Below are 18,704 nucleotides of genomic sequence, written 5' to 3'. Positions count from 1 at the left end.
TTTACATTTTACGCCCATTGAAAGTTATTAGTAACATACCCTCCCTAAGAATAAAAAATTCTTTGAGCAACAACAGACTTCACTCTATCCTGGCTATTCTCTTAATGTAAAAAAATTGTTATCTTTTATCTTTATAGTCTTTACAACCGATTTTTATACTAAATTTGGATAAAAAAACGTTAACCGTTTTAAAGGATGTTAATTATGTACTCTGGGATGCTGATCATTCTTTTGCCGTTAACGCTAGGCTATCTTATTCATTTGAATAATAAAGCACTGTTAAATGCAGTTCATCACCTTCTTAACGCGATGGTCTATATCATCCTGTTTTTAATGGGAATCAGCCTGGCTTTGTTAGACGATTTAGGCCGTAACCTCTTCTCTATCTTTCAATACGCGATAACATTTTTTTTATGTATTTTTACAGCTAATATGCTAGCACTATTCCTGCTTGAAAAACGCGATCCTTGGATTATTAGCCCGCATAAACAGGAAAAACCCCCTTCCCGTTTACATATGATTTTTGAATCACTGAAATTATGTGGCGTGCTGATTTTAGGTTTCCTATTTGGGCTTACTGGCTGGTCATGGCTGCACTTCTCCAATCATGCCAGTGAAATTGCCTTAATCGTTTTGTTGTTACTCGTCGGTATTCAATTACGTAACAGCAGTATGAGCCTGAAACAGATACTGCTAAACCGTCGTGGTACCATTATTGCGGTTGTCATTGCTATCAGCGCGCTTATCGGCGGTGCTATCGCAGCACTTATTCTCGGGCTGCCAATGAAAACAGGTTTAGCGTTAGCTTCTGGTTACGGCTGGTATTCCCTTTCTGGCATCTTACTTTCCGACGCTTACGGGCCGGTAATCGGCAGTGCCGCATTCTTTAATGATCTGGTGCGCGAACTGGTGGCAATTATGCTAATTCCAGTTCTAATCAATCGATATCGCTCAAGCGCTATAGGATTAAGCGGTGCGACATCGATGGATTTTACCTTGCCAGTATTACAACGGTGCGGAGGAGTCAGTATTGTTCCAGCAGCAATAGTTCACGGTTTTGTGCTGAGTTTGCTCGCCCCCTTACTGATGGCATTCTTTACTTAACCAAGATTTGAGCCACAATTAATACTTGATGCCATGAATAACGGTTCGAACGTTTCATGGTCATAAGTCGTCAGCAGCGGTTACTTATTCTCATGCTTACCTATATTGTGGCCTGTTCATCTTTCTTCAGTATGGCAACAGAATAAATAAGCTTTTGCTGACAAATTACACAAGGAAAGAATAGAACGCGTTAATCAGGTATGTAATTGAAATATCAATTAATAATATTCTATTCATAAGATGTTGCATAATTATGCTAACGGGTTTAGCATCGGACCAAATCATTGACTATTCAGAATTAAAGCATGAGTATTCAACTAAAAAGCATTGATTGCTATTACGGCGCCCATCAAGCGCTGTTTGATATTAATCTTGAGTGTTCTCCAGGGGAAACGATGGTTTTGCTAGGGCCAAGCGGTGCAGGTAAAAGTACGTTGTTGCGAGTATTAAACCTGCTGGAAATACCCCGCTCCGGCCAGTTGCATATTGCTAATCATCAATTCGATTTCGAACAAACGCCAGGAACAAAGGAGATTCGTTCTCTACGCCAAAATGTAGGTATGGTCTTTCAGCAATATCACTTATGGCCCCACCTTACCGTTATGGATAACCTGATCGAAGCGCCTTGTCGCGTATTGAGTTTATCCAAGCAACAGGCACAGGAAAAAGCGAATAAGCTCCTTTCTCGTTTACGCTTAGATAATTTTGCCGGCCGCTTCCCACAACATTTATCTGGAGGGCAACAGCAACGAGTCGCTATCGCACGCGCATTAATGATGGAACCCCAGGTTTTATTATTTGATGAACCAACGGCAGCGCTGGACCCAGAAATCACAGCACAGGTTGTCAATATCATCCATGAATTATCAGCAACGGGCATTACGCAGATTATCGTTACCCATGAAGTGGAAATCGCCCGTAAGGCCGCAAGCCGTGTCGTATATATGGAAAACGGCCGCATTATAGAACAAGGTGATATCAGCCATTTTACGCAACCACAAACCAAAGCCTTTGCTAATTATCTATCACACTAACTATTAATAGGATATAGCGATGAAAAAACTACTTTTTGCAGCCCTCTTAGGCACAGTAACTTTATCTGCAACCGCCACGGAAAAAGAGACCATTCGTTTTGCTACAGAAGCCACTTATCCTCCGTTTGAGTTCATCGATGCAAATAATAAAATTCAGGGTTTTGATGTCGATTTGGTCAATGCACTCTGTGAGAAAATTAATGCCACATGTACCTTCACTAACCAATCCTTTGACAGTTTGATCCCCAGTCTGAAATTCCGCCGCTTCGACGCTTTAGCCGCCGGTATTGATATCACCCCTGAGCGCCAAAAGCAGGTTGATTTTACTAACACTTATTACGACAACTCAGCGGTTTTTATCTCCGTTAAAGGTAAAATCTCCAGCGTTGCAGAGCTGAAAGGTAAACTTGTGGGTATCCAGAATGGGACAACTCATCAGAAGTATCTGATGGAGCAACGCAAAGAGATTAAAACCGTTCCTTATGACAGCTATCAAAATGCGATTCTGGATCTGAAAAATGGCCGTCTGGACGCCGTTTTCGGTGACACTGCCGTTGTTAACGAATGGCTGAAAAAGAATGAAAACTTAAATACCATCGGTAAAAAAGTTACTGACAAAAATTACTTTGGTATCGGTTTAGGTATTGCCGTTCGTAAAGGTAACAAAGATCTGCAAGATAAGCTGAATAAAGCACTCGCAGACATCAAACGAGATGGCACTTATGACATCATCTACAAAAAATGGTTTAAATAAGTCGTTGAATCTCCATGAATGAATTCCAATCTCTAACAAGCGCCGCCGGCATCACCGTCGGCCTTGCCGTGTCTGCATTAGTGCTTGGTCTGATTTTAGCCATGCTATTTGCTGCCTGGGAATCAGCCCGCTGGAAACCCTTCGCCATACTTGGCACCTGTTGGGTCACTCTGTTCAGAGGATTACCGGAAATTTTGGTCGTGCTGTTCGTCTACTTCGGCGCATCACAACTTCTCATAATACTGGCTGATGGCTTTGATATTTATCTTATCTTCTGGCATCCCAGGGTTCAGATAGATATTCAAGACTTTTATGTCAGCCCCTTTCTTTGTGGTGTCGTTGCACTTTCCCTGCTCTACTCAGCCTATGCATCCCAGACACTCCGTGGTGCGATAAAAGCCATTCCTGTCGGCCAATGGGAAGCCGGTCAGGCATTAGGTCTTGGTCGCGCTGAAATATTTTTCCGCCTGATTATGCCCCAAATGTGGCGACATGCTCTGCCCGGGCTCGGCAACCAATGGTTAGTTTTGCTGAAAGACACCGCGCTGGTATCGCTTATCAGTGTGAATGATCTGATGCAACAAACCAAAAGTATTGCCACACGGACTCAGGAACCCTTTACCTGGTATATGATTGTGGCGCTTATCTATCTAGCCATCACTTTACTCAGTCAATTTATTCTAAAGAAAATTGAGATGCATACCACCCGCTTTGATCGGAGTGTTTCCTAATGCTTGAGTATATCCAACAGATTTTGCCGGGGCTGACAACCAGTCTAAGCCTGACTATCACAGCGCTTTTTGTTGCTTTCATGATGTCCGTTCTGTTCACTATGGTTCTGACCCTGAAATTGCCGGTACTGACACAACTGGTAAAAACCTACATTACTCTGTTCACCGGTACCCCTTTGCTGGTGCAGTTCTTTCTGATTTATTACGGACCTGGACAATTTCCATCCATAAAAGCGTACCCGTGGCTTTGGCAATTACTGTCTGAACCCTGGCTGTGCGCAATGGTAACACTGGCGCTTAACAGCGCAGCATATTCTACGCTGCTATTCTATGGCGCGGTAAAGGCCATTCCTGCTGGTCAGTGGCAATCCTGTCAAGCATTGGGCATGTCTAAAGCACAATCTATGCGAATCTTACTGCCTTATGCATTTAAACGGGCGTTATCTTCCTATTCCAACGAAGTTGTATTGATTTTCAAGAGTACCTCTCTCGCAAGCACTATTACTTTGCTGGAAGTCATGGGATACAGTCAGCTTCTATTTGGCCGTAATTATGATGTGATGGTTTTTATAGCCGCAGGGGTGATTTATCTATGCATTAACGGCATCCTGACTTTGCTGATGCGGATGATTGAACGTCGTGCACTCGCTTTTGAGCGCCATGATTAAGCGGGATAGGGCGTTCTATGGAACCCCCATCCCCACATATTCTTTCGTTATTTAATCGTGACTTAACTTCAATAACGTTAAAACTTCGTAATGCTCGGTATGGGGAAACATATCAAACAACTGTGTCTTTTCTACACGATAGTTAGCGAGTGCAGCAATGTCTTTCGCCATTGTCTGAGCATTACAGCTTGAATAAAGAATATAATCCGGCGCCATTTTACTGAGATAATCGCACAACGCCTTACCAATTCCCCGCCGAGGCGGATTGACCAAAACCAACTGCGGAATTTGATCTTTTGCTACGGCGAAGTGTGTTGAGTCCAAAGCTTGAAACTCGATATTTTCCAACCCCAGTATTTTTGCCGAATCACGGGCACAATCAATGGCTTCAGGGCAAATTTCAATTCCGGTTAAACAGGTATTTTTATCTGCACAATGCAGACCAAACCCCCCAACACCACAGAATAGATCCCACATGCTACTGATTTTCAGTTCACGAACCCAACGCCCCGCTGTTGCATACAATTCAGCAGCCATTTTCGGATTAGTCTGGAAAAAGCTATGTGGACGAATGTAAAGAGGAATGCCATTGAACTGTTCTTTAAGCGCTTTTTGCTCAGTAAACAGGATCTCTTTTTCTCCCTCCAAGATCGCCATATGGATCGGCTGAATATTAGCAGAGATCACCGTAAGCTGTGGCAATTGCTCACGCAACCGGGGTAAGGCACGCTCCAATTGAGCAATCTTCGTTTCAGAACGCAGTACAAAACGCAACATCATTTCACCACTATGGCGACTTTCCGTCAGCAGCAAATATTTCAGTTCACCCCGCTTACGAGCAACGTTATATGGCGTCAACCCGGCGCAAGCAATGAACGATTTAACAACATCGAATACAGGCTGAAAATGCGCTGGATAGAGGGGACAATGGCACAGATCAACCGCCGTCCCATCACGATGCAACATGCCTAATAATGGGCGTTCTACACTGCCACTGACAACCATTTTGGCTTTATTACGAAAAGCGCCTGGTTGGCTGGCGATTGGAGGTAACCATTGATTCACAAGGGTTTGAGATAATAACTGTTTTAGATTCTGCTGCTTATCTTCTAACTGCTGAGAATAGGGTTTTTCAAGCCACTGACAAGAGTGACAATGCCCCGCAGAATAATGCGTACATTGCATTGTAGGATGACCGTGTTGGAAATATTAGTGCAAAGTAAAAGTCGGCGCCTTAGCAGAAGCTTGTGCTTCTTCTTCCTCTTCAATGTCACTCTCAATTTCAATATCGCGATTAATATACAACAAGTTATTACTGTGAATTTCAAAAATCACACCCGCAATCTGCTCTTCGCTCTGTTGCAAGAAATGAGAAAACTGGGAAAAAGTCAGCCCGGCTGAAATAAGGAAAGATTGACACACCACCAATTTCGGTAAATTTTCATCCTGAATATCAAGAAAAGCCTTGATTGTCAGGGAACTGGCATTAATCTGGCTTAGATTAGCCATTAGAGGAATAATCGCGGTTGGTTTAACTTCAGCCAATGCAGAAAACAAGATTACATTGTCCAACAGATCAATTTTGGCATCAAATAAGCCATCAATATTCTGCATATGAGGTAGATGCAGCGCTTGGCATGAATCGCACTCAAAGTAGGAAATTTTGAGCTGATCCAACCACTCACGCAATACTGATAAGTCAGGAATGACAAGTGAACTCATCTAACAACCCCATACAACGGAAAATGAAAAAGCGCTATAGCTTACGAAATAATTCTTTATCGCGCTATCACCAATAACTGATAAATTATTTTTATCTACCGTTATCACTATCTTCTGCCTTCTTCTGCCTTATTTTTACTCTCTTTTTTATGATCAATTCCCAGAAAAGAGAGGCCATACACTGCACGCCAAATGATATTAACCGCAGCAGGGACCAAACAACCCACGCCGGTGAAAATCATAACAACATGTGCTTCTGGCGTCATTAGTAAATCTGTTAAGACAAGAATATCATTAATAGTTAAATATGCCAGAAGCAAACAACTAATGCCGATAATTTCTAGCAGGATAACCTGTTTTGGCATATCTGCCAATGAACTCATGCTGCCATGATGACTTTTCATCACATCCTCTCTTAATAACCTGATGCCACATTATACTACCGGAAACGCTGTTGCCAAAATTGGTATGTCAAATTAAAACAAAAGGCAATTTCTGCTTTTTTTTACAAATCCATACAGGCATAGTAGCAATCAAATAAGCATGAACAACACATCAAACCGCATTATTTTAATATAACCAAGAGGAATTTATATGTTTACTGTGATTTTCGGTCGTCCTGGTTGCCCATACTGTGTTCGCGCGAAAGAGCTGGCGGAACGACTGAAAGAGCAACGTGATGATTTTGACTTCCGTTATGTTGATATTCACGCAGAAGGTATTACTAAAGCTGATTTGGAAAAAACAGTTGGTAAACCCGTAGAAACCGTTCCACAGATTTTCGTTGATGAGAAACATATCGGTGGTTGTACAGACTTCGAAGCATACGTAAAAGAACACCAATTGCTACAATAATCGAACCTCCCGTTCTACTTTGTTGTGGTAAAAACCGCCATTGATTATTAACCGCAGTGGACCCGGTTGGTTTGTGCAAAAAGTGTTATTTTCATCAAACTGAAAAAAATCTGATTTTTTTTCTTATCACGAAGAACTTTCTTGCCAAATCGTAGTCTGAATTAATGCCACTGCTTTTCTTTGATATCCCAATATTGAGGAACCCGATAGTCATCCATTTTGGTTTAAGGCTATCGGGTTTTTTTCTCGCCTGAAAAACATGCCGCTTATATACCCTATGGATTTCAAGATGCATCGCAACGGCAAGGGAGTGAATCCCTGGGAGCATAGATAACGATGTGATCGGGGTGAGTGAGTGCAGCTAACAAAGAAGCAACTTGAAAGATAACGGGTATAAACACATAACCAATTCTACAGATGATCAAACTATCAACTACTTGTACTATCACCACGGCAATCCAGATATTTTTATCATATATATCAATAAAATACTTATTTTTTTATCATGACGACCGCCAGATGTTTCCTTGACGTAAATATAAACCAAACATAAATAACACCAACAATTAAGACGATTAAGCTTTACTCACAAGTCGGCCAACTTTACTCTCTTGCGTCCGACTATCGTGATGTACATAAGTGACTATATGTGAGGCCCGATTTGTTAGAACAAATAAATCATGATCTGTTTACTTTTTTCAATGCTACACCTGAATCATCACCAGCCATGATTGCAATGGCGGTATTCATAGCAAAATATCTGGTTCTTATTTTCCCTCTAACATTGGTTAGTTTCTGGTTTTGGGGTTCAGAGCGTACTCTTCCTTATCATCGGGTTATCGTCAGTAAAACCACCATTGCCTTCGGCTTCGCCATGCTAACCTCATTCTGTATCGGTTTACTCTGCCCTCATGACCGCCCTTTTGCAGAAGGTTTTGGTTATAACTTTCTTCCTCACGCGCCAACAACTTCATTCCCAAGTCATCACGGAACAACTGTCTTCACTTTCGCTTTATCCTTTTTATTCTGGTATAGGATTTGGCCGGGCTTATGCATGATGGCAATTGCACTGGCTATCGCATGGGCCCGAGTTTATTTAGGCGTTCATTGGCCGATGGATATGGTAGGCGCATTTATCGTCAGCCTAATGGCATGTACTTTTGCGCAAATAATATGGAGCCTGTCTGGTGAAAGTTTACAAAAAAGATTGAATAGTCTGTACCAACGTTGCTGCGCTTTTCCTATCCGTAAAGGCTGGATAAAGAGCTAGTAACATAAATGCAACTTATACCTGTTATCTTTCAAGTTGCCTCTTTGTTGGCTGCACTCACTCACCCCGGTCACATAGTTCTCTATGCTCCCAAGGATTCGCTCCCTTGCCGCCGCGATGCATCTTGAAATCCATAGGGTATAGTGAATTGAGATACACAAACCCTATTTCAATCAAGGTCTTTTTATTAGAAATGATTAGCTAATTTTACATGCCAAAATGCACATGAGTTAACCAACAGAGTAATATTCTGTACCTCATTTAACATTTATTTGAGCTTAAATCCAGCTCAATGGTTTTCATATAAATCAATAAATCTGTATAAATCACTATGTAAATAGATATATAACGAAGAAGATTATTAAAACTTGATCAAAAGATAGCGAGTATATCTTTCATGCATATTATTGATGCCATTAATCTATTGTCCTGATCTTAATATATATCTTTCACAAAGATACAAACATTACATCAGAGATACCTATTTTTAAAATTCGATAACAAATTGATATTTATCAATTTATTAATCCTTTGCTCTATTTGCCATTTTCATTCATTAATATATAAACAAATAGACAGGAAATAACAAAAACATAAGAGAATAATGAGAGTTGAGTAATGGAAAAATTAAGGTTATAATTTGACCTCATTAAAATTCGCAATATTTAGGCAACAATTACACTAAATCTCGTAACATGATGACTTTTCGAGATATATTCTGCATTTGAGACTATGATCACGGTACTATTCACTAAAAATGGCTATCTTGCCGCTATCAAAAGTCTGGTTTTAAAATTTCCAGACTTTCTTTCAAAAAAGAAAGTAAAGCGAAAATTTTGGCTTATTAATTCAAAGTCTAATTTTCGACCAAAATATGGTAATAAAAACGTTCAAATAAACGCCAAAGATATTTAAAGAACTTATTTTTATAAAGAATTGTTTTTATAAAGAAAGAGTTAGGCCACATGTATTTGCATTTATTGCATACTTGCGGCATTGTAATTTCGTTTTTTAATTTACCGCGTTATTCTCGGAGATAACTATGGATATGACTCAAACAGGTACGATCGCATCGCAGGCGACCAGCCCAAGCGATTATAAAACCTGGCGTAAATCAGATACAGTATGGATGCTTGGCTTATACGGTACCGCGATTGGCGCTGGTGTATTATTTTTACCTATCAACGCTGGTATTGGCGGCCTGCTACCTCTTCTGGTGATGGCGCTACTGGCTTTCCCAATGACTTTCTTCGCCCATCGCGGGATGTGTCGTTTCGTTCTATCGGGTAAAAACCCAGGTGAAGATATTACCGAAGTCGTAGAAGAGCACTTTGGCAGCCTGGCAGGTAAACTTATCACCCTGCTCTACTTCTTCGCTATCTACCCGATTCTCTTGGTTTACAGTGTTGCTATTACCAACACCGTAGACAGCTTTATTGTTCACCAATTACATCTGCCATCACCTCCTCGTGCCCTGCTGGCTCTGATCCTAATTATTGGTGTAATGACCATCGTCCGTTTCGGCGAACAGGCTATTGTTAAGGCGATGAGTGTGCTGGTATTCCCATTTGTTGCCGTTCTGATGCTACTGGCGTTCTATCTGATCCCTAACTGGAACACCGCAATCTTTGAAAACATCACCATCTCTGCATCAGGTGCAAGTCATGGGCTGCTTATTACTCTATGGCTGGCGATCCCGGTAATGGTGTTCTCCTTCAATCACTCGCCAATTATCTCGGCGTTTGCCGTAGCAAAACGTGCAGAGTATGGCGAAAATGCTGAGAAAAAATGCTCCCGCATTCTGGCATACGCCCATATCATGATGGTTGTCACCGTGATGTTCTTCGTATTTAGCTGCGTATTGAGCCTGTCTCCAGAAAACCTGGCAGAAGCTAAAGCACAAAATATCTCTATTCTGTCTTATCTGGCTAACCACTTTAATACACCAGTGATTGCCTACATTGCTCCATTTATTGCATTTATCGCAATCACCAAATCTTTCCTTGGTCATTACCTGGGAGCGCGTGAAGGTTTTAATGGTATGGTCGTTAAGACATTGCGCGACCAAGGCAAAACTATTGAGCCTAAAAAGCTGAATCGTATCACGTCCATGTTCATGTTAGTCACAACTTGGATTGTCGCTACTCTAAACCCAAGTATTTTGGAAATGATCGAAAGATTAGGTGGTCCGATTATCGCAATGTTGCTGTTTATTATGCCAATGTATGCAATCCGCAAAGTTCCTGCAATGCGCAAATATGGCGGCAAACTAAGTAATGTATTTGTCGCCTTTATGGGATTAGTTGCTATCTCTGCTGTTCTCTACTCACTGTTTGCATAGATAAACACTTGGTTGCTGTTCTCTTCAAACGAGCAGCAACCGAATAATGATATGAACTAGCTAGCGGAAAAATTTAAGCTCCCCCCCACTTCACCCAATCCCCCTGCTGTTCATCATATTGCCACAAATCATCCTCGTTAAAATATCCACGTTCGTCTATTGGTACCCCTTGCTCCTCTTCTTCATCCCATTGTTGCCGCAACTTATCTGTCAGGATATAAGGCGTCTTGGTCGCAATCTCTCCAGCAAAAGGAAACCTATTGCCAGTCTCCTCAAGACGAATAAACCTGGCATCGGTAGGAATATTAGAGATAACTACAGCCTCAGTTGCCGAAGGAAAGAGAATATAACCGTTAATCAACGGGAAATATCGTGGCAAACCCGGTTTATACGGTGGTGGAATGATATCAACGGCGTTCCACATAAGAAGATAATCTAACCCCTCATCGTTATTAGGCCCCATTGGATAACCTTGGTAAAAATAACGATTATGAACGGAATAATTACCCGTCAATACATATGCAATATAAAAATAGTAACTAATCAGATCGACTTCTTCTGTTCTGAACGTACCGAATATTGAATGTAAAGGAAATGTTCCCATGCCGCCAAGAAGACCAAGAATCTCATACTGCTCATCATGACTATATTGATCAATATATTTCCCGGTCTTGATTTTCGACACCTGTATATCTGTCAAAATATTATCGCGTCCATTACTTGAGTTGAACCTATATCGACCATAAAGAAAGTGCAGACTATCCTCATAAATGTAAATAAATTGTTCCTGATTAAGCATATGGAGAGGATTAGGTTTATCCGTCCATCGTTTGTCAGCACTTAAATTATTGCGATTTCCGAAACGGATAGAAAGCGCTAACGGATCAAGATACGACATATAACCACCTTTTCATCATAGAACAGTGAGCCTATACGCCCATTAGAAAACAATAATTATTTTTCCAACAATGGCTTAACACTATATTTTCATGTTGCCATGCCAATTTATAACTGCCTCCCCAGTATTATCTTAAATGTATTACTGACAAAGCACTAAATACATGTATTAACGCCTACCAGAAATAAGCATCAATAGAATAATGAATTCTAACTATTTTATTTATAATAACATTCTTTTATTGATAAATATAAAATTACTATAATACAATTTAGCTTTAATATTTAAATAGTTATTTACATTGCTATTTTATTTACTATTGAGTTTTTTAAATAATAGACCAATACTTCATAAAGAAAAGTTTTTTTTATAAAAAACACACACAATATCTCATTTACATTAATATTTATATAAATTTCAAATAAATAAATTGACCATATTTACTTACAACAATCAAAAATATAATTTAAATTTTTAATTATCAAGCTAATCATTCAAAACAAATAAATTACCAATAATATTTTAATTTAATCTAACTATATGCAATATAAAAAATCCCGATTATTTTATATTTCTTACGTTGATGATTTATTTTCTATTTTTGGCAATATAACTCTACTTATCAATTAATTAAATTATTTTCTCAATTTTATTTGACAACCTATGAATGGCACCTATAGTTATATGTGTTAGAGAAAATGTTATATGCCAATTAAAAATGTTAACTGTCCTATACTTTTAGTGTAAAAAAATTTCTTATGTAGATTGCTTTTATAGTATAAGTACCAACCACCTTATATTTCTCAAACAAACGGTTCTCCGTTATTTATTCAGAGATAATATAAGTTTATTTATTAATTAAATTATATTTTGGAGTTTATATTATGATTAACGACATGCATCCTTCTTTGATCAAAGATAAAGATATGATGGACGACGTAATGTTACGTAGCTGTAAAATCATTGCAATGAAAATTATGCCAGACAAAGTTATGCAAGTCATGGTGACTGTATTAATGCTTGATGGCACATCTGAAGAAATGCTTTTAAAATGGAATCTGTTAGACAATAGAGGCATGGCGATTTATAAAGTCCTGATGGAAGCGCTTTGCGGTAAGAAAGATGTGAAAATAGGCACCGTAGGAAAAGTTGGTCCTCTCGGTTGCGATTATATTAATTGCGTAGAAATCTCTATGTAAAATAATCGCCTGTGAAATGCTTGAGCCAAATAATAGATTCCTAATAGAAACTCAACCTGATTGAAGCGATTTCATTAATCGCAAAATACAGTACGGCTATGATAGGAGTTTGGCACAACATTTCTCTGGTATAATGATGCTGATTTTTATGACAGCACATTCTACCCTATTTAAGGCAGAGCGTAATATTAACGCTCTGCCTGCCTATTTGTATTTATACCCGTTATCTTTCAAGCTGCCTCTTTGTTGGCTGCATTCGTTCACCCCAGTCACATAGTTATCTATGCTCCCGGGGATTCACTCCCTTGCCGTCGCGATGCATCTTGAAATCCATTGGGTATAATATAAAAATATAAATTCATAAAAATAACAGAAAACACACTTTCAATAAATTGAATTTAATTAACCGGTTATCTATTCCATATAGATAATATCAATATATTATTATCAAAATTTAATTTCATCCAAAAATATTCCCCCTGAAAATTAATCCCAGAATAGCACATAGCCCCCACTCAATTTTTTAAAATAAGGTATAACAACATCCCCTCATTGTACACTGTAAATAATTAACAATAGATATAATTACATCAATAACATTTCCAATTTAGAATTATTAATAAAATATCATACATGCAGGTATTATTAAAACATAAATATATTTAAATGAATTAATTTCAAATATTTCAGCTATATATATACATGCGAAATATTATAGTATAAGAATAATTTCATAATGTTTTATCTGAATATTAACTGGGAAATAAAAATTTAAATCATTCACTACATATCGCCCATACATTTCAATACCTAAGTCCCCTTTATTGCCCAAACTCTATTAATAAGAACATCCTGAATAAATAATGCCTATTGGAACATATCATTAATTTTTTCATTTCAACAACATGAAATAAATATCAATATTATTTTTTGATTAGAGTGATGCCATTGATTATTATAACCATTTAGAGGAAATATATTATTGGCAACATTTTAACAGCATCAATAATTATATAACACAGATAAACTTTTAATATAGATTACAATTACCAATTATCTTATATTTCTTCGGCGGACAAATTACTGCTCTGCACATTTTGGTAAAAAATTCTTTTTTTCAATTACATTAAATTAAAAGGTTAACACGATGAACTATGTAAATCCTTCTTCTAATGAAGCGGTAACAGAAAATAAACCAGAACAAACTACTCAAAACCCTCAAAATCCTCAAAACCCTAATTACTACTTCGCTGTTGGTACAGTAACTTCAGTTCAGGCAGCTCCTGATCAAAACCAATTGCAAGTAACTGTAACAATGCAATTCCCTAACGGCAAATTTAACTATCTGTTATGGTGGAATGCTCAGGACTATAGAGGCGCAGCACTATATCATCTGCTTCTGAGCGCTTGTAGTAATAACAAACGTGTAAATATAACTTCTTCATCAGCGGTTTCTCCTGGTGGTTACAATTATATCTACAACGCAACATTGTTGGCTTCCTAATATAAAGTCATAAATTGCTAAATAGCTGCACCTAATTCCTTATTGTTACAATAAAAATCGAGTGTAGTGTTTCTCTGGTAGAACAAAGCTGATATTGGGTAAAAACCAAAAATATTTTTCTACCAGAGACTCCCATATCCAGGCAGAACCTTGATCACAAGGTTCTGCCTGTTCTAGCAACACCACTTTAAGTTCACGATAATTAATAAATAATATCTTATTTCAATAATGCTATTTTAATGTCATTAATCTACATTCAATTAATTTAAAAATCATTTCAAATAGAAAATAAAAACCCACAAGAATAATAAAAAGACAATAACAGACCTAAAATTAATCCTAATGAATTTATTGATCATATACTTAATATACCCAATAACAACATATTAACACAATTGTATTAAATCTATTTATGAACATTGATATTTTGATTTTTTAAAAATTAATTTCCCACCTAATATTACCTATAAAATAATAAAAATCCAATTAAAACCCATTTTCTTGACAAATATCAATAACACTTACTACTATTTTTAATACTTGAATATCTATACCCTATGGATTTCAAGATGCATCGCAACGGCAAGGAAGCGAATCCCTGGGAGCATAGATAACTATGTGACCGGGGTGAGTGCAGCCAACAAAGAGGCAACTTGAAAGATAACGGGTATATTTTTCTCTCACTCATTTCTCTTCATAATAGGTGATCAAATGTCAGAAGAAAGCCAACGTATTAAAAAGCCATCCTCAGGTTATGCAACAGATCATTTCTACGATGGAGCATGGCATAGAGCCGTCAAATTTGTTGAAGGCAGTGTTGAATTTTTTGATGTTTACGATGTTATTTTTGAGGGGATTACTTACCAATCTCCACCAATCTTAGTTTCTGAGAACCTCATTATTGTTCCTATAGCAAAAGATGAAGTTGCCTGGAACAGTAAAATAGAAATATATGGTGCTATTGGCAGTGGAGAAAGTGAAAAGATTTTTTCTGACGGTGATGCTATCCGACCTTTTGCCGGTGAACTTGATGTTTCAAATCCTCAGGAACCTCTTGTTATTTTCGGCGGCGGCAACGTTAGTCGTTTTTCCAATTACACAGCCAATATCAATGGGGTTGAATATGGTGGTTTGATTATCGACCCAGAAAGGAATTCAATATCCTTATTACGCCCCATTGAAGATGGAAAGCTGATGGTATTTGGTAAAACTGAAACTGGCAAAAATGTCATTGTTTTTGAAATAGAAACTGAAGGTGAAAATAAACCACTTAATGGATGGGTAGAATTTCATGACGTAGCAACCTGTATCCTATTCAGAAGTGGCGATTTAACAGGATTCGCTAATAGCTATGAACTCCGATATGAAGGAACGTCAACCCGCAATTATCGAGGTTTATCACCTACACACATTCGTTACGAAAATATTGGGCATCATATTAGAACTGAGGTCGAATTATGGGCTTACTGGCAAGATAAACCTGATGGTGTCTTGTTATTCAAAGGCCGATATAACGGATCTGCGGTAAAAAACAGCAAACGTTGCTCTCTAGATGGAAAAAAATAAGTGTAAAACGTGCGCGGCAAAATGCCGCGCCCTAAAATGCCACCCAACCTGCCGCATAAATCCCATTTTGACGCCAAATCAACCAAAAATCGCCTTAAACCAACCACCTACTTTCATCACAATCAAATCCCATATGCGACTGAAAAAGCCACCTTCCTCCACCGCCTCCTTAACCACCAAAGGACGTTGTTCAACCACCTTATCCCCCAATTGGAAATTAATCACACCGACAACCTGATTTTTCACCAAAGGCGCTGTCAATGGCATCTGATTTAACGTGTAACTGGCTTTCAGATTTTTTAGCTGCCCACGAGGAATGGTAATTGCCGCATCTTTTTCCACGCCAAGAGCAACATCTGAACGATCGCCATACCAAACCTTTTCTGAAACAAACGGTTCGCTAGCTTTAATGGGCGTCACTGTTTCATAAAAACGGAGTCCCCATGCAAGTAATTTTTCACTTTCGGCGAAACGAACCCGATCACTTGGCGCGCCTAACACAACAGAAATCAGCCGCATAGGTCCCTCTGTCGCTGAAGCAACCAGGTTATAACCGGCACCGCCGGTATATCCTGTTTTCACACCATCAACATTCATATTCTTATTCCACAACAATCGATTACGGTTAGGCTGTTGGATTTTATTAAAGGTGAATGTTTTCTCTTTATGCAAGGCATACTCATCAGGAACATCACGGATCATGGCCTGACTCAATATCGCCATATCACGAGCAGTACTGAACTGTCCCTCAGCATCCAATCCATGAACTGTGCGAAAATGGGTGTTAGTCAACCCAAGCGCTTTTGCATAATTATTCATCAGACTAACAAATACATCCTGACTCCCCGCCACATAATCCGCTAAAGCAATGCTGGCATCATTGCCAGACTGAATAACAACGCCACGATTCAAATCGATCACTTTTACCCTGTCGCCGGGTTTAAGAAACATGAGCGAAGAGCCTTTCAATATAGGATTACCCGTCGCCCAAGCATCTTTTCCCACAGTAACCATATCTTCTGACGTGATTTTTCCCGCTTTTATCGCCTGACCAACAACATAACTGGTCATAATTTTTGTCAGACTGGCGGGATCAAGCCGCTCATCGGGATTACCCGCCGCCAGAATTTTACCGCTGTCATAATCCATTAATACATAAGCTCTAGCGTCCACGGGTGGAACGATAGGTTCATCCGATGCATAAACACGAGCACTTACCATTGATGCCACTGTCAGCACCGCAATAACACATTTCATCGTCATCGCCAGACTTTTCTTCATCATCGTTCCCCTTTATTTAATAAGAAAAAATGTCAAATTCTTATTAATATAAAATGTTGTACGACAAGAAACCAACGTAAACAGTGTAAAGATTGTGCTGATCATTGGTTTTCATTTAATCTGATATACCCTATGGATTTCAAGATGCATCGCGACGGCAAGGGAGTGAATCCCCGGGAGCATAGCAAACTATGTGACCGGGGTGAGCGAGTGCAGCCAACAAAGAGGCAACTTGAAAGATAACGGGTATAAAGCATTATTGGTAGCAAGTAAAAAACTTTCTTATTATCCCGATCCAAGGAGAAGCTCATGCTGACCATTTGGGGCCGTAAAAACTCTTCCAATGTAAAAAAAGTGCTCTGGTGTCTGAAAGAACTTAATGTACCGTATAATCAAGTAGATATTGGCGGTAAATTTGGCAAACTGGATGACCCGCAATATCTGAAAATGAATCCGAATGGAAAAATCCCTTGTTTACAGGAGGGCGATTTTATTTTGTGGGAATCTAACGCAATTGTTCGTTATCTTGCCGCAAAATTTGGTAAAGATGGGCTTTATCCACAAGATCTACAAGAAAGAGCAAACGCAGACAAATGGATGGATTGGGTTGGTTCACATCTGTTTCCTCACATCCGACAACTCATGATCGGTTTCATTCGCACACCGGAAGCAGAACGGGATCAAAAACAAATAGAGCAAACCCTGACTGAAATCGAAAAACTAATGAAAGTGCTCGATAACATTCTGGCAGAACAGAAATATCTTTCTGGCAATAAATTTGGCATGGCTGATATTGTCTTAGGACCAATGATTTATCCCTGGCTTAATATTCCAATCAAACGTCCATCTCTGCCAAATATTGAACGCTGGTACCAATTAATGGCAGAAAGACCAGCGTTCAAAGAAATTGTCATGATTGAATTAAGTTGAAAAAAATCAGCTCATTGGCATCCATCTAGGATCGGGATATTGATACTTAAATCCTAACTCCCGGCAAATACGGCTGCCATCAACAATCCGGCTTCCCACCTGAGTTTCTTCTCTGGAAAACTCAGGTGGAACTAAATCAAGCTGATTACTGGCCTTAGGATAAAATTCAGCTTTGGTTGGATGAACAGGTGCGCATAAATTATAAATATGCCCACCTTTAGTCCGCTGAATTAATAAGTTAATGGCTGAAATAACATCATCCTGATGAACTAAATTAACCGGCTGATTACCCCCTTTAACTTCCTTTTTTCCCGCCAGAAAACGCCCGGCATGACGACCACTGCCTACCAAACCAGCTAAACGTAAAATATCAACGGAAATATTGGGCAGTTTGTGCAACCAATTCTCTAATTCAACCAACGCCTGAGCGGAAGATGTTTCAGGGCAAAAAGGCGCATCTTCATTGAGATTGCCAGCAACAAAACCATAAACAGAAGTAGAACTGGTGAAAATAATCCTTGGCACAGAGTATGAAAGCGCAGTATCGACAATTAACTGAACTGCCCTAATATAGTTATAACCGCCACCCGCAGTGTGGCTTGCCGGTAAAGTGATGATCATCACATCGGCTACCATCAGTTGCTCTAAATCATCAAGCGCACAATTGATTTGAGGTTCCAGTTGTAACAAATAACATTCGATACCAGACATACGTGCTGCCTCTACACCATCCGGCGTCGTTTTACTGCCAACAACCTGTATACCACTACGACTCAACGCCTTGGCTAATGGCATCCCCAACCAACCCAGACCGATAATGGAAACTTTTTTCATCACCACTCCTTCT

The 18,704-nt window shown here is 39.1% G+C and carries 18 protein-coding genes; 12 read left to right on the top strand and 6 right to left on the bottom strand.

Annotated elements, in window-relative coordinates:
• Positions 1–204 precede the first annotated feature (204 nt).
• The 5 genes from OO184_RS16820 to artM all read left to right on the top strand — a co-directional run bounded on the left by OO184_RS16820 (position 205) and on the right by artM (position 4,291).
• Positions 205–1,104, top strand: coding sequence for a LysO family transporter (locus OO184_RS16820; protein WP_265380159.1), 900 nt, complete (start codon positions 205–207; stop codon positions 1,102–1,104).
• Between the two features lie 305 nt (positions 1,105–1,409).
• Positions 1,410–2,138 (top strand): arginine ABC transporter ATP-binding protein ArtP, encoded by a 729-nt coding sequence (gene artP, locus OO184_RS16815; RefSeq protein WP_265380158.1) that lies wholly within the window; start codon positions 1,410–1,412, stop codon positions 2,136–2,138.
• 19 nt (positions 2,139–2,157) lie between these two features.
• Complete coding sequence (gene artJ / locus OO184_RS16810; protein WP_265380157.1) at positions 2,158–2,892, top strand: arginine ABC transporter substrate-binding protein; 735 nt, start codon at positions 2,158–2,160, stop codon at positions 2,890–2,892.
• Between the two features lie 14 nt (positions 2,893–2,906).
• Positions 2,907–3,623 (top strand): arginine ABC transporter permease ArtQ, encoded by a 717-nt coding sequence (gene artQ, locus OO184_RS16805; RefSeq protein WP_265380156.1) that lies wholly within the window; start codon positions 2,907–2,909, stop codon positions 3,621–3,623.
• Entirely contained in the window at positions 3,623–4,291 is a 669-nt protein-coding gene (gene artM, locus OO184_RS16800) for an arginine ABC transporter permease ArtM (protein ID WP_265380155.1), read from the top strand. Before artQ ends, artM begins: the two co-directional genes overlap by 1 nt.
• 51 nt (positions 4,292–4,342) lie before the next feature.
• Here artM and rlmC read toward each other — a convergent pair whose 3' ends face one another.
• The 3 genes from rlmC to OO184_RS16785 form a co-directional block, all read right to left on the bottom strand.
• The gene (rlmC, locus tag OO184_RS16795) at positions 4,343–5,476 is read right to left on the bottom strand and encodes a 23S rRNA (uracil(747)-C(5))-methyltransferase RlmC (RefSeq protein WP_265380154.1); all 1,134 of its coding nucleotides are present in this window, start codon (positions 5,474–5,476) and stop codon (positions 4,343–4,345) included.
• A 24-nt stretch (positions 5,477–5,500) separates the two neighbouring features.
• Complete coding sequence (locus OO184_RS16790; protein WP_139655022.1) at positions 5,501–6,013, bottom strand: type III secretion system chaperone family protein; 513 nt, start codon at positions 6,011–6,013, stop codon at positions 5,501–5,503.
• Positions 6,014–6,120: 107 nt separating this feature from the next.
• On the bottom strand, positions 6,121–6,417 hold the full coding sequence (locus tag OO184_RS16785; RefSeq protein WP_265380153.1) for a YbjC family protein: 297 nt from the start codon (positions 6,415–6,417) through the stop codon (positions 6,121–6,123).
• A 190-nt stretch (positions 6,418–6,607) separates the two neighbouring features.
• Here OO184_RS16785 and OO184_RS16780 point away from each other — a divergent pair, with 190 nt between their 5' ends.
• From OO184_RS16780 to OO184_RS16770, 3 genes are all read left to right on the top strand, one after another.
• The gene (locus tag OO184_RS16780; protein ID WP_011145878.1) at positions 6,608–6,868 is read left to right on the top strand and encodes a GrxA family glutaredoxin; all 261 of its coding nucleotides are present in this window, start codon (positions 6,608–6,610) and stop codon (positions 6,866–6,868) included.
• Positions 6,869–7,529: 661 nt separating this feature from the next.
• Complete coding sequence (ybjG, locus tag OO184_RS16775; protein ID WP_265380152.1) at positions 7,530–8,138, top strand: undecaprenyl-diphosphate phosphatase; 609 nt, start codon at positions 7,530–7,532, stop codon at positions 8,136–8,138.
• A gap of 1,042 nt (positions 8,139–9,180) precedes the next feature.
• Entirely contained in the window at positions 9,181–10,479 is a 1,299-nt protein-coding gene (locus OO184_RS16770; protein ID WP_049585196.1) for an HAAAP family serine/threonine permease, read from the top strand.
• 73 nt (positions 10,480–10,552) lie between these two features.
• On the opposite strand, the gene OO184_RS16765 is transcribed toward OO184_RS16770, so the two are convergent.
• Positions 10,553–11,377 (bottom strand): hypothetical protein, encoded by an 825-nt coding sequence (locus OO184_RS16765; RefSeq protein ID WP_265380151.1) that lies wholly within the window; start codon positions 11,375–11,377, stop codon positions 10,553–10,555.
• An 884-nt stretch (positions 11,378–12,261) separates the two neighbouring features.
• Between OO184_RS16765 and OO184_RS16760 the strand changes: the two genes are divergently transcribed.
• The 3 genes from OO184_RS16760 (at position 12,262) to OO184_RS16750 (ending at position 15,646) form a co-directional block, all read left to right on the top strand.
• Positions 12,262–12,576 carry a Cro/Cl family transcriptional regulator gene (locus tag OO184_RS16760; protein WP_074524987.1) on the top strand — a complete coding sequence of 105 codons (315 nt, stop codon included), beginning with the start codon at positions 12,262–12,264 and terminating at the stop codon, positions 12,574–12,576.
• Between the two features lie 1,147 nt (positions 12,577–13,723).
• Complete coding sequence (locus tag OO184_RS16755; protein ID WP_139655028.1) at positions 13,724–14,080, top strand: hypothetical protein; 357 nt, start codon at positions 13,724–13,726, stop codon at positions 14,078–14,080.
• A gap of 711 nt (positions 14,081–14,791) precedes the next feature.
• Entirely contained in the window at positions 14,792–15,646 is an 855-nt protein-coding gene (locus OO184_RS16750; RefSeq protein WP_265380150.1) for a hypothetical protein, read from the top strand.
• A 78-nt stretch (positions 15,647–15,724) separates the two neighbouring features.
• On the opposite strand, the gene OO184_RS16745 is transcribed toward OO184_RS16750, so the two are convergent.
• Positions 15,725–16,930, bottom strand: a complete 1,206-nt coding sequence (locus OO184_RS16745) for a serine hydrolase (RefSeq protein WP_376712569.1) — start codon at positions 16,928–16,930, stop codon at positions 15,725–15,727.
• Positions 16,931–17,236: 306 nt separating this feature from the next.
• Between OO184_RS16745 and OO184_RS16740 the strand changes: the two genes are divergently transcribed.
• Entirely contained in the window at positions 17,237–17,857 is a 621-nt protein-coding gene (locus tag OO184_RS16740) for a glutathione S-transferase family protein (RefSeq protein ID WP_265380149.1), read from the top strand.
• A 6-nt stretch (positions 17,858–17,863) separates the two neighbouring features.
• Here OO184_RS16740 and OO184_RS16735 read toward each other — a convergent pair whose 3' ends face one another.
• Entirely contained in the window at positions 17,864–18,691 is an 828-nt protein-coding gene (locus OO184_RS16735; protein WP_265380148.1) for an SDR family oxidoreductase, read from the bottom strand.
• Between the last annotated feature and the right edge of the window lie 13 nt (positions 18,692–18,704).

Source organism: Photorhabdus aballayi, assembly GCF_026153155.1.
GTDB lineage: Bacteria > Pseudomonadota > Gammaproteobacteria > Enterobacterales > Enterobacteriaceae > Photorhabdus > Photorhabdus luminescens.
This window is presented reverse-complemented; position numbering and strand designations above follow the sequence as displayed.

Coding starts and splice junctions, on each gene's coding strand:
- OO184_RS16740 (WP_265380149.1), top strand. CDS start 17,237: ATGCTGACCATTTGGGGCCGTAAAAACTCTTCCAATGTAAAAAAAGTG.
- OO184_RS16750 (WP_265380150.1), top strand. CDS start 14,792: ATGTCAGAAGAAAGCCAACGTATTAAAAAGCCATCCTCAGGTTATGCA.
- OO184_RS16735 (WP_265380148.1), bottom strand. CDS start 18,691: ATGAAAAAAGTTTCCATTATCGGTCTGGGTTGGTTGGGGATGCCATTA.
- artQ (WP_265380156.1), top strand. CDS start 2,907: ATGAATGAATTCCAATCTCTAACAAGCGCCGCCGGCATCACCGTCGGC.
- artJ (WP_265380157.1), top strand. CDS start 2,158: ATGAAAAAACTACTTTTTGCAGCCCTCTTAGGCACAGTAACTTTATCT.
- OO184_RS16820 (WP_265380159.1), top strand. CDS start 205: ATGTACTCTGGGATGCTGATCATTCTTTTGCCGTTAACGCTAGGCTAT.
- OO184_RS16770 (WP_049585196.1), top strand. CDS start 9,181: ATGGATATGACTCAAACAGGTACGATCGCATCGCAGGCGACCAGCCCA.
- OO184_RS16785 (WP_265380153.1), bottom strand. CDS start 6,417: ATGAAAAGTCATCATGGCAGCATGAGTTCATTGGCAGATATGCCAAAA.
- OO184_RS16745 (WP_376712569.1), bottom strand. CDS start 16,930: ATGATGAAGAAAAGTCTGGCGATGACGATGAAATGTGTTATTGCGGTG.
- OO184_RS16790 (WP_139655022.1), bottom strand. CDS start 6,013: ATGAGTTCACTTGTCATTCCTGACTTATCAGTATTGCGTGAGTGGTTG.
- rlmC (WP_265380154.1), bottom strand. CDS start 5,476: ATGCAATGTACGCATTATTCTGCGGGGCATTGTCACTCTTGTCAGTGG.
- OO184_RS16780 (WP_011145878.1), top strand. CDS start 6,608: ATGTTTACTGTGATTTTCGGTCGTCCTGGTTGCCCATACTGTGTTCGC.
- artP (WP_265380158.1), top strand. CDS start 1,410: ATGAGTATTCAACTAAAAAGCATTGATTGCTATTACGGCGCCCATCAA.
- OO184_RS16765 (WP_265380151.1), bottom strand. CDS start 11,377: ATGTCGTATCTTGATCCGTTAGCGCTTTCTATCCGTTTCGGAAATCGC.
- artM (WP_265380155.1), top strand. CDS start 3,623: ATGCTTGAGTATATCCAACAGATTTTGCCGGGGCTGACAACCAGTCTA.
- OO184_RS16755 (WP_139655028.1), top strand. CDS start 13,724: ATGAACTATGTAAATCCTTCTTCTAATGAAGCGGTAACAGAAAATAAA.
- OO184_RS16760 (WP_074524987.1), top strand. CDS start 12,262: ATGATTAACGACATGCATCCTTCTTTGATCAAAGATAAAGATATGATG.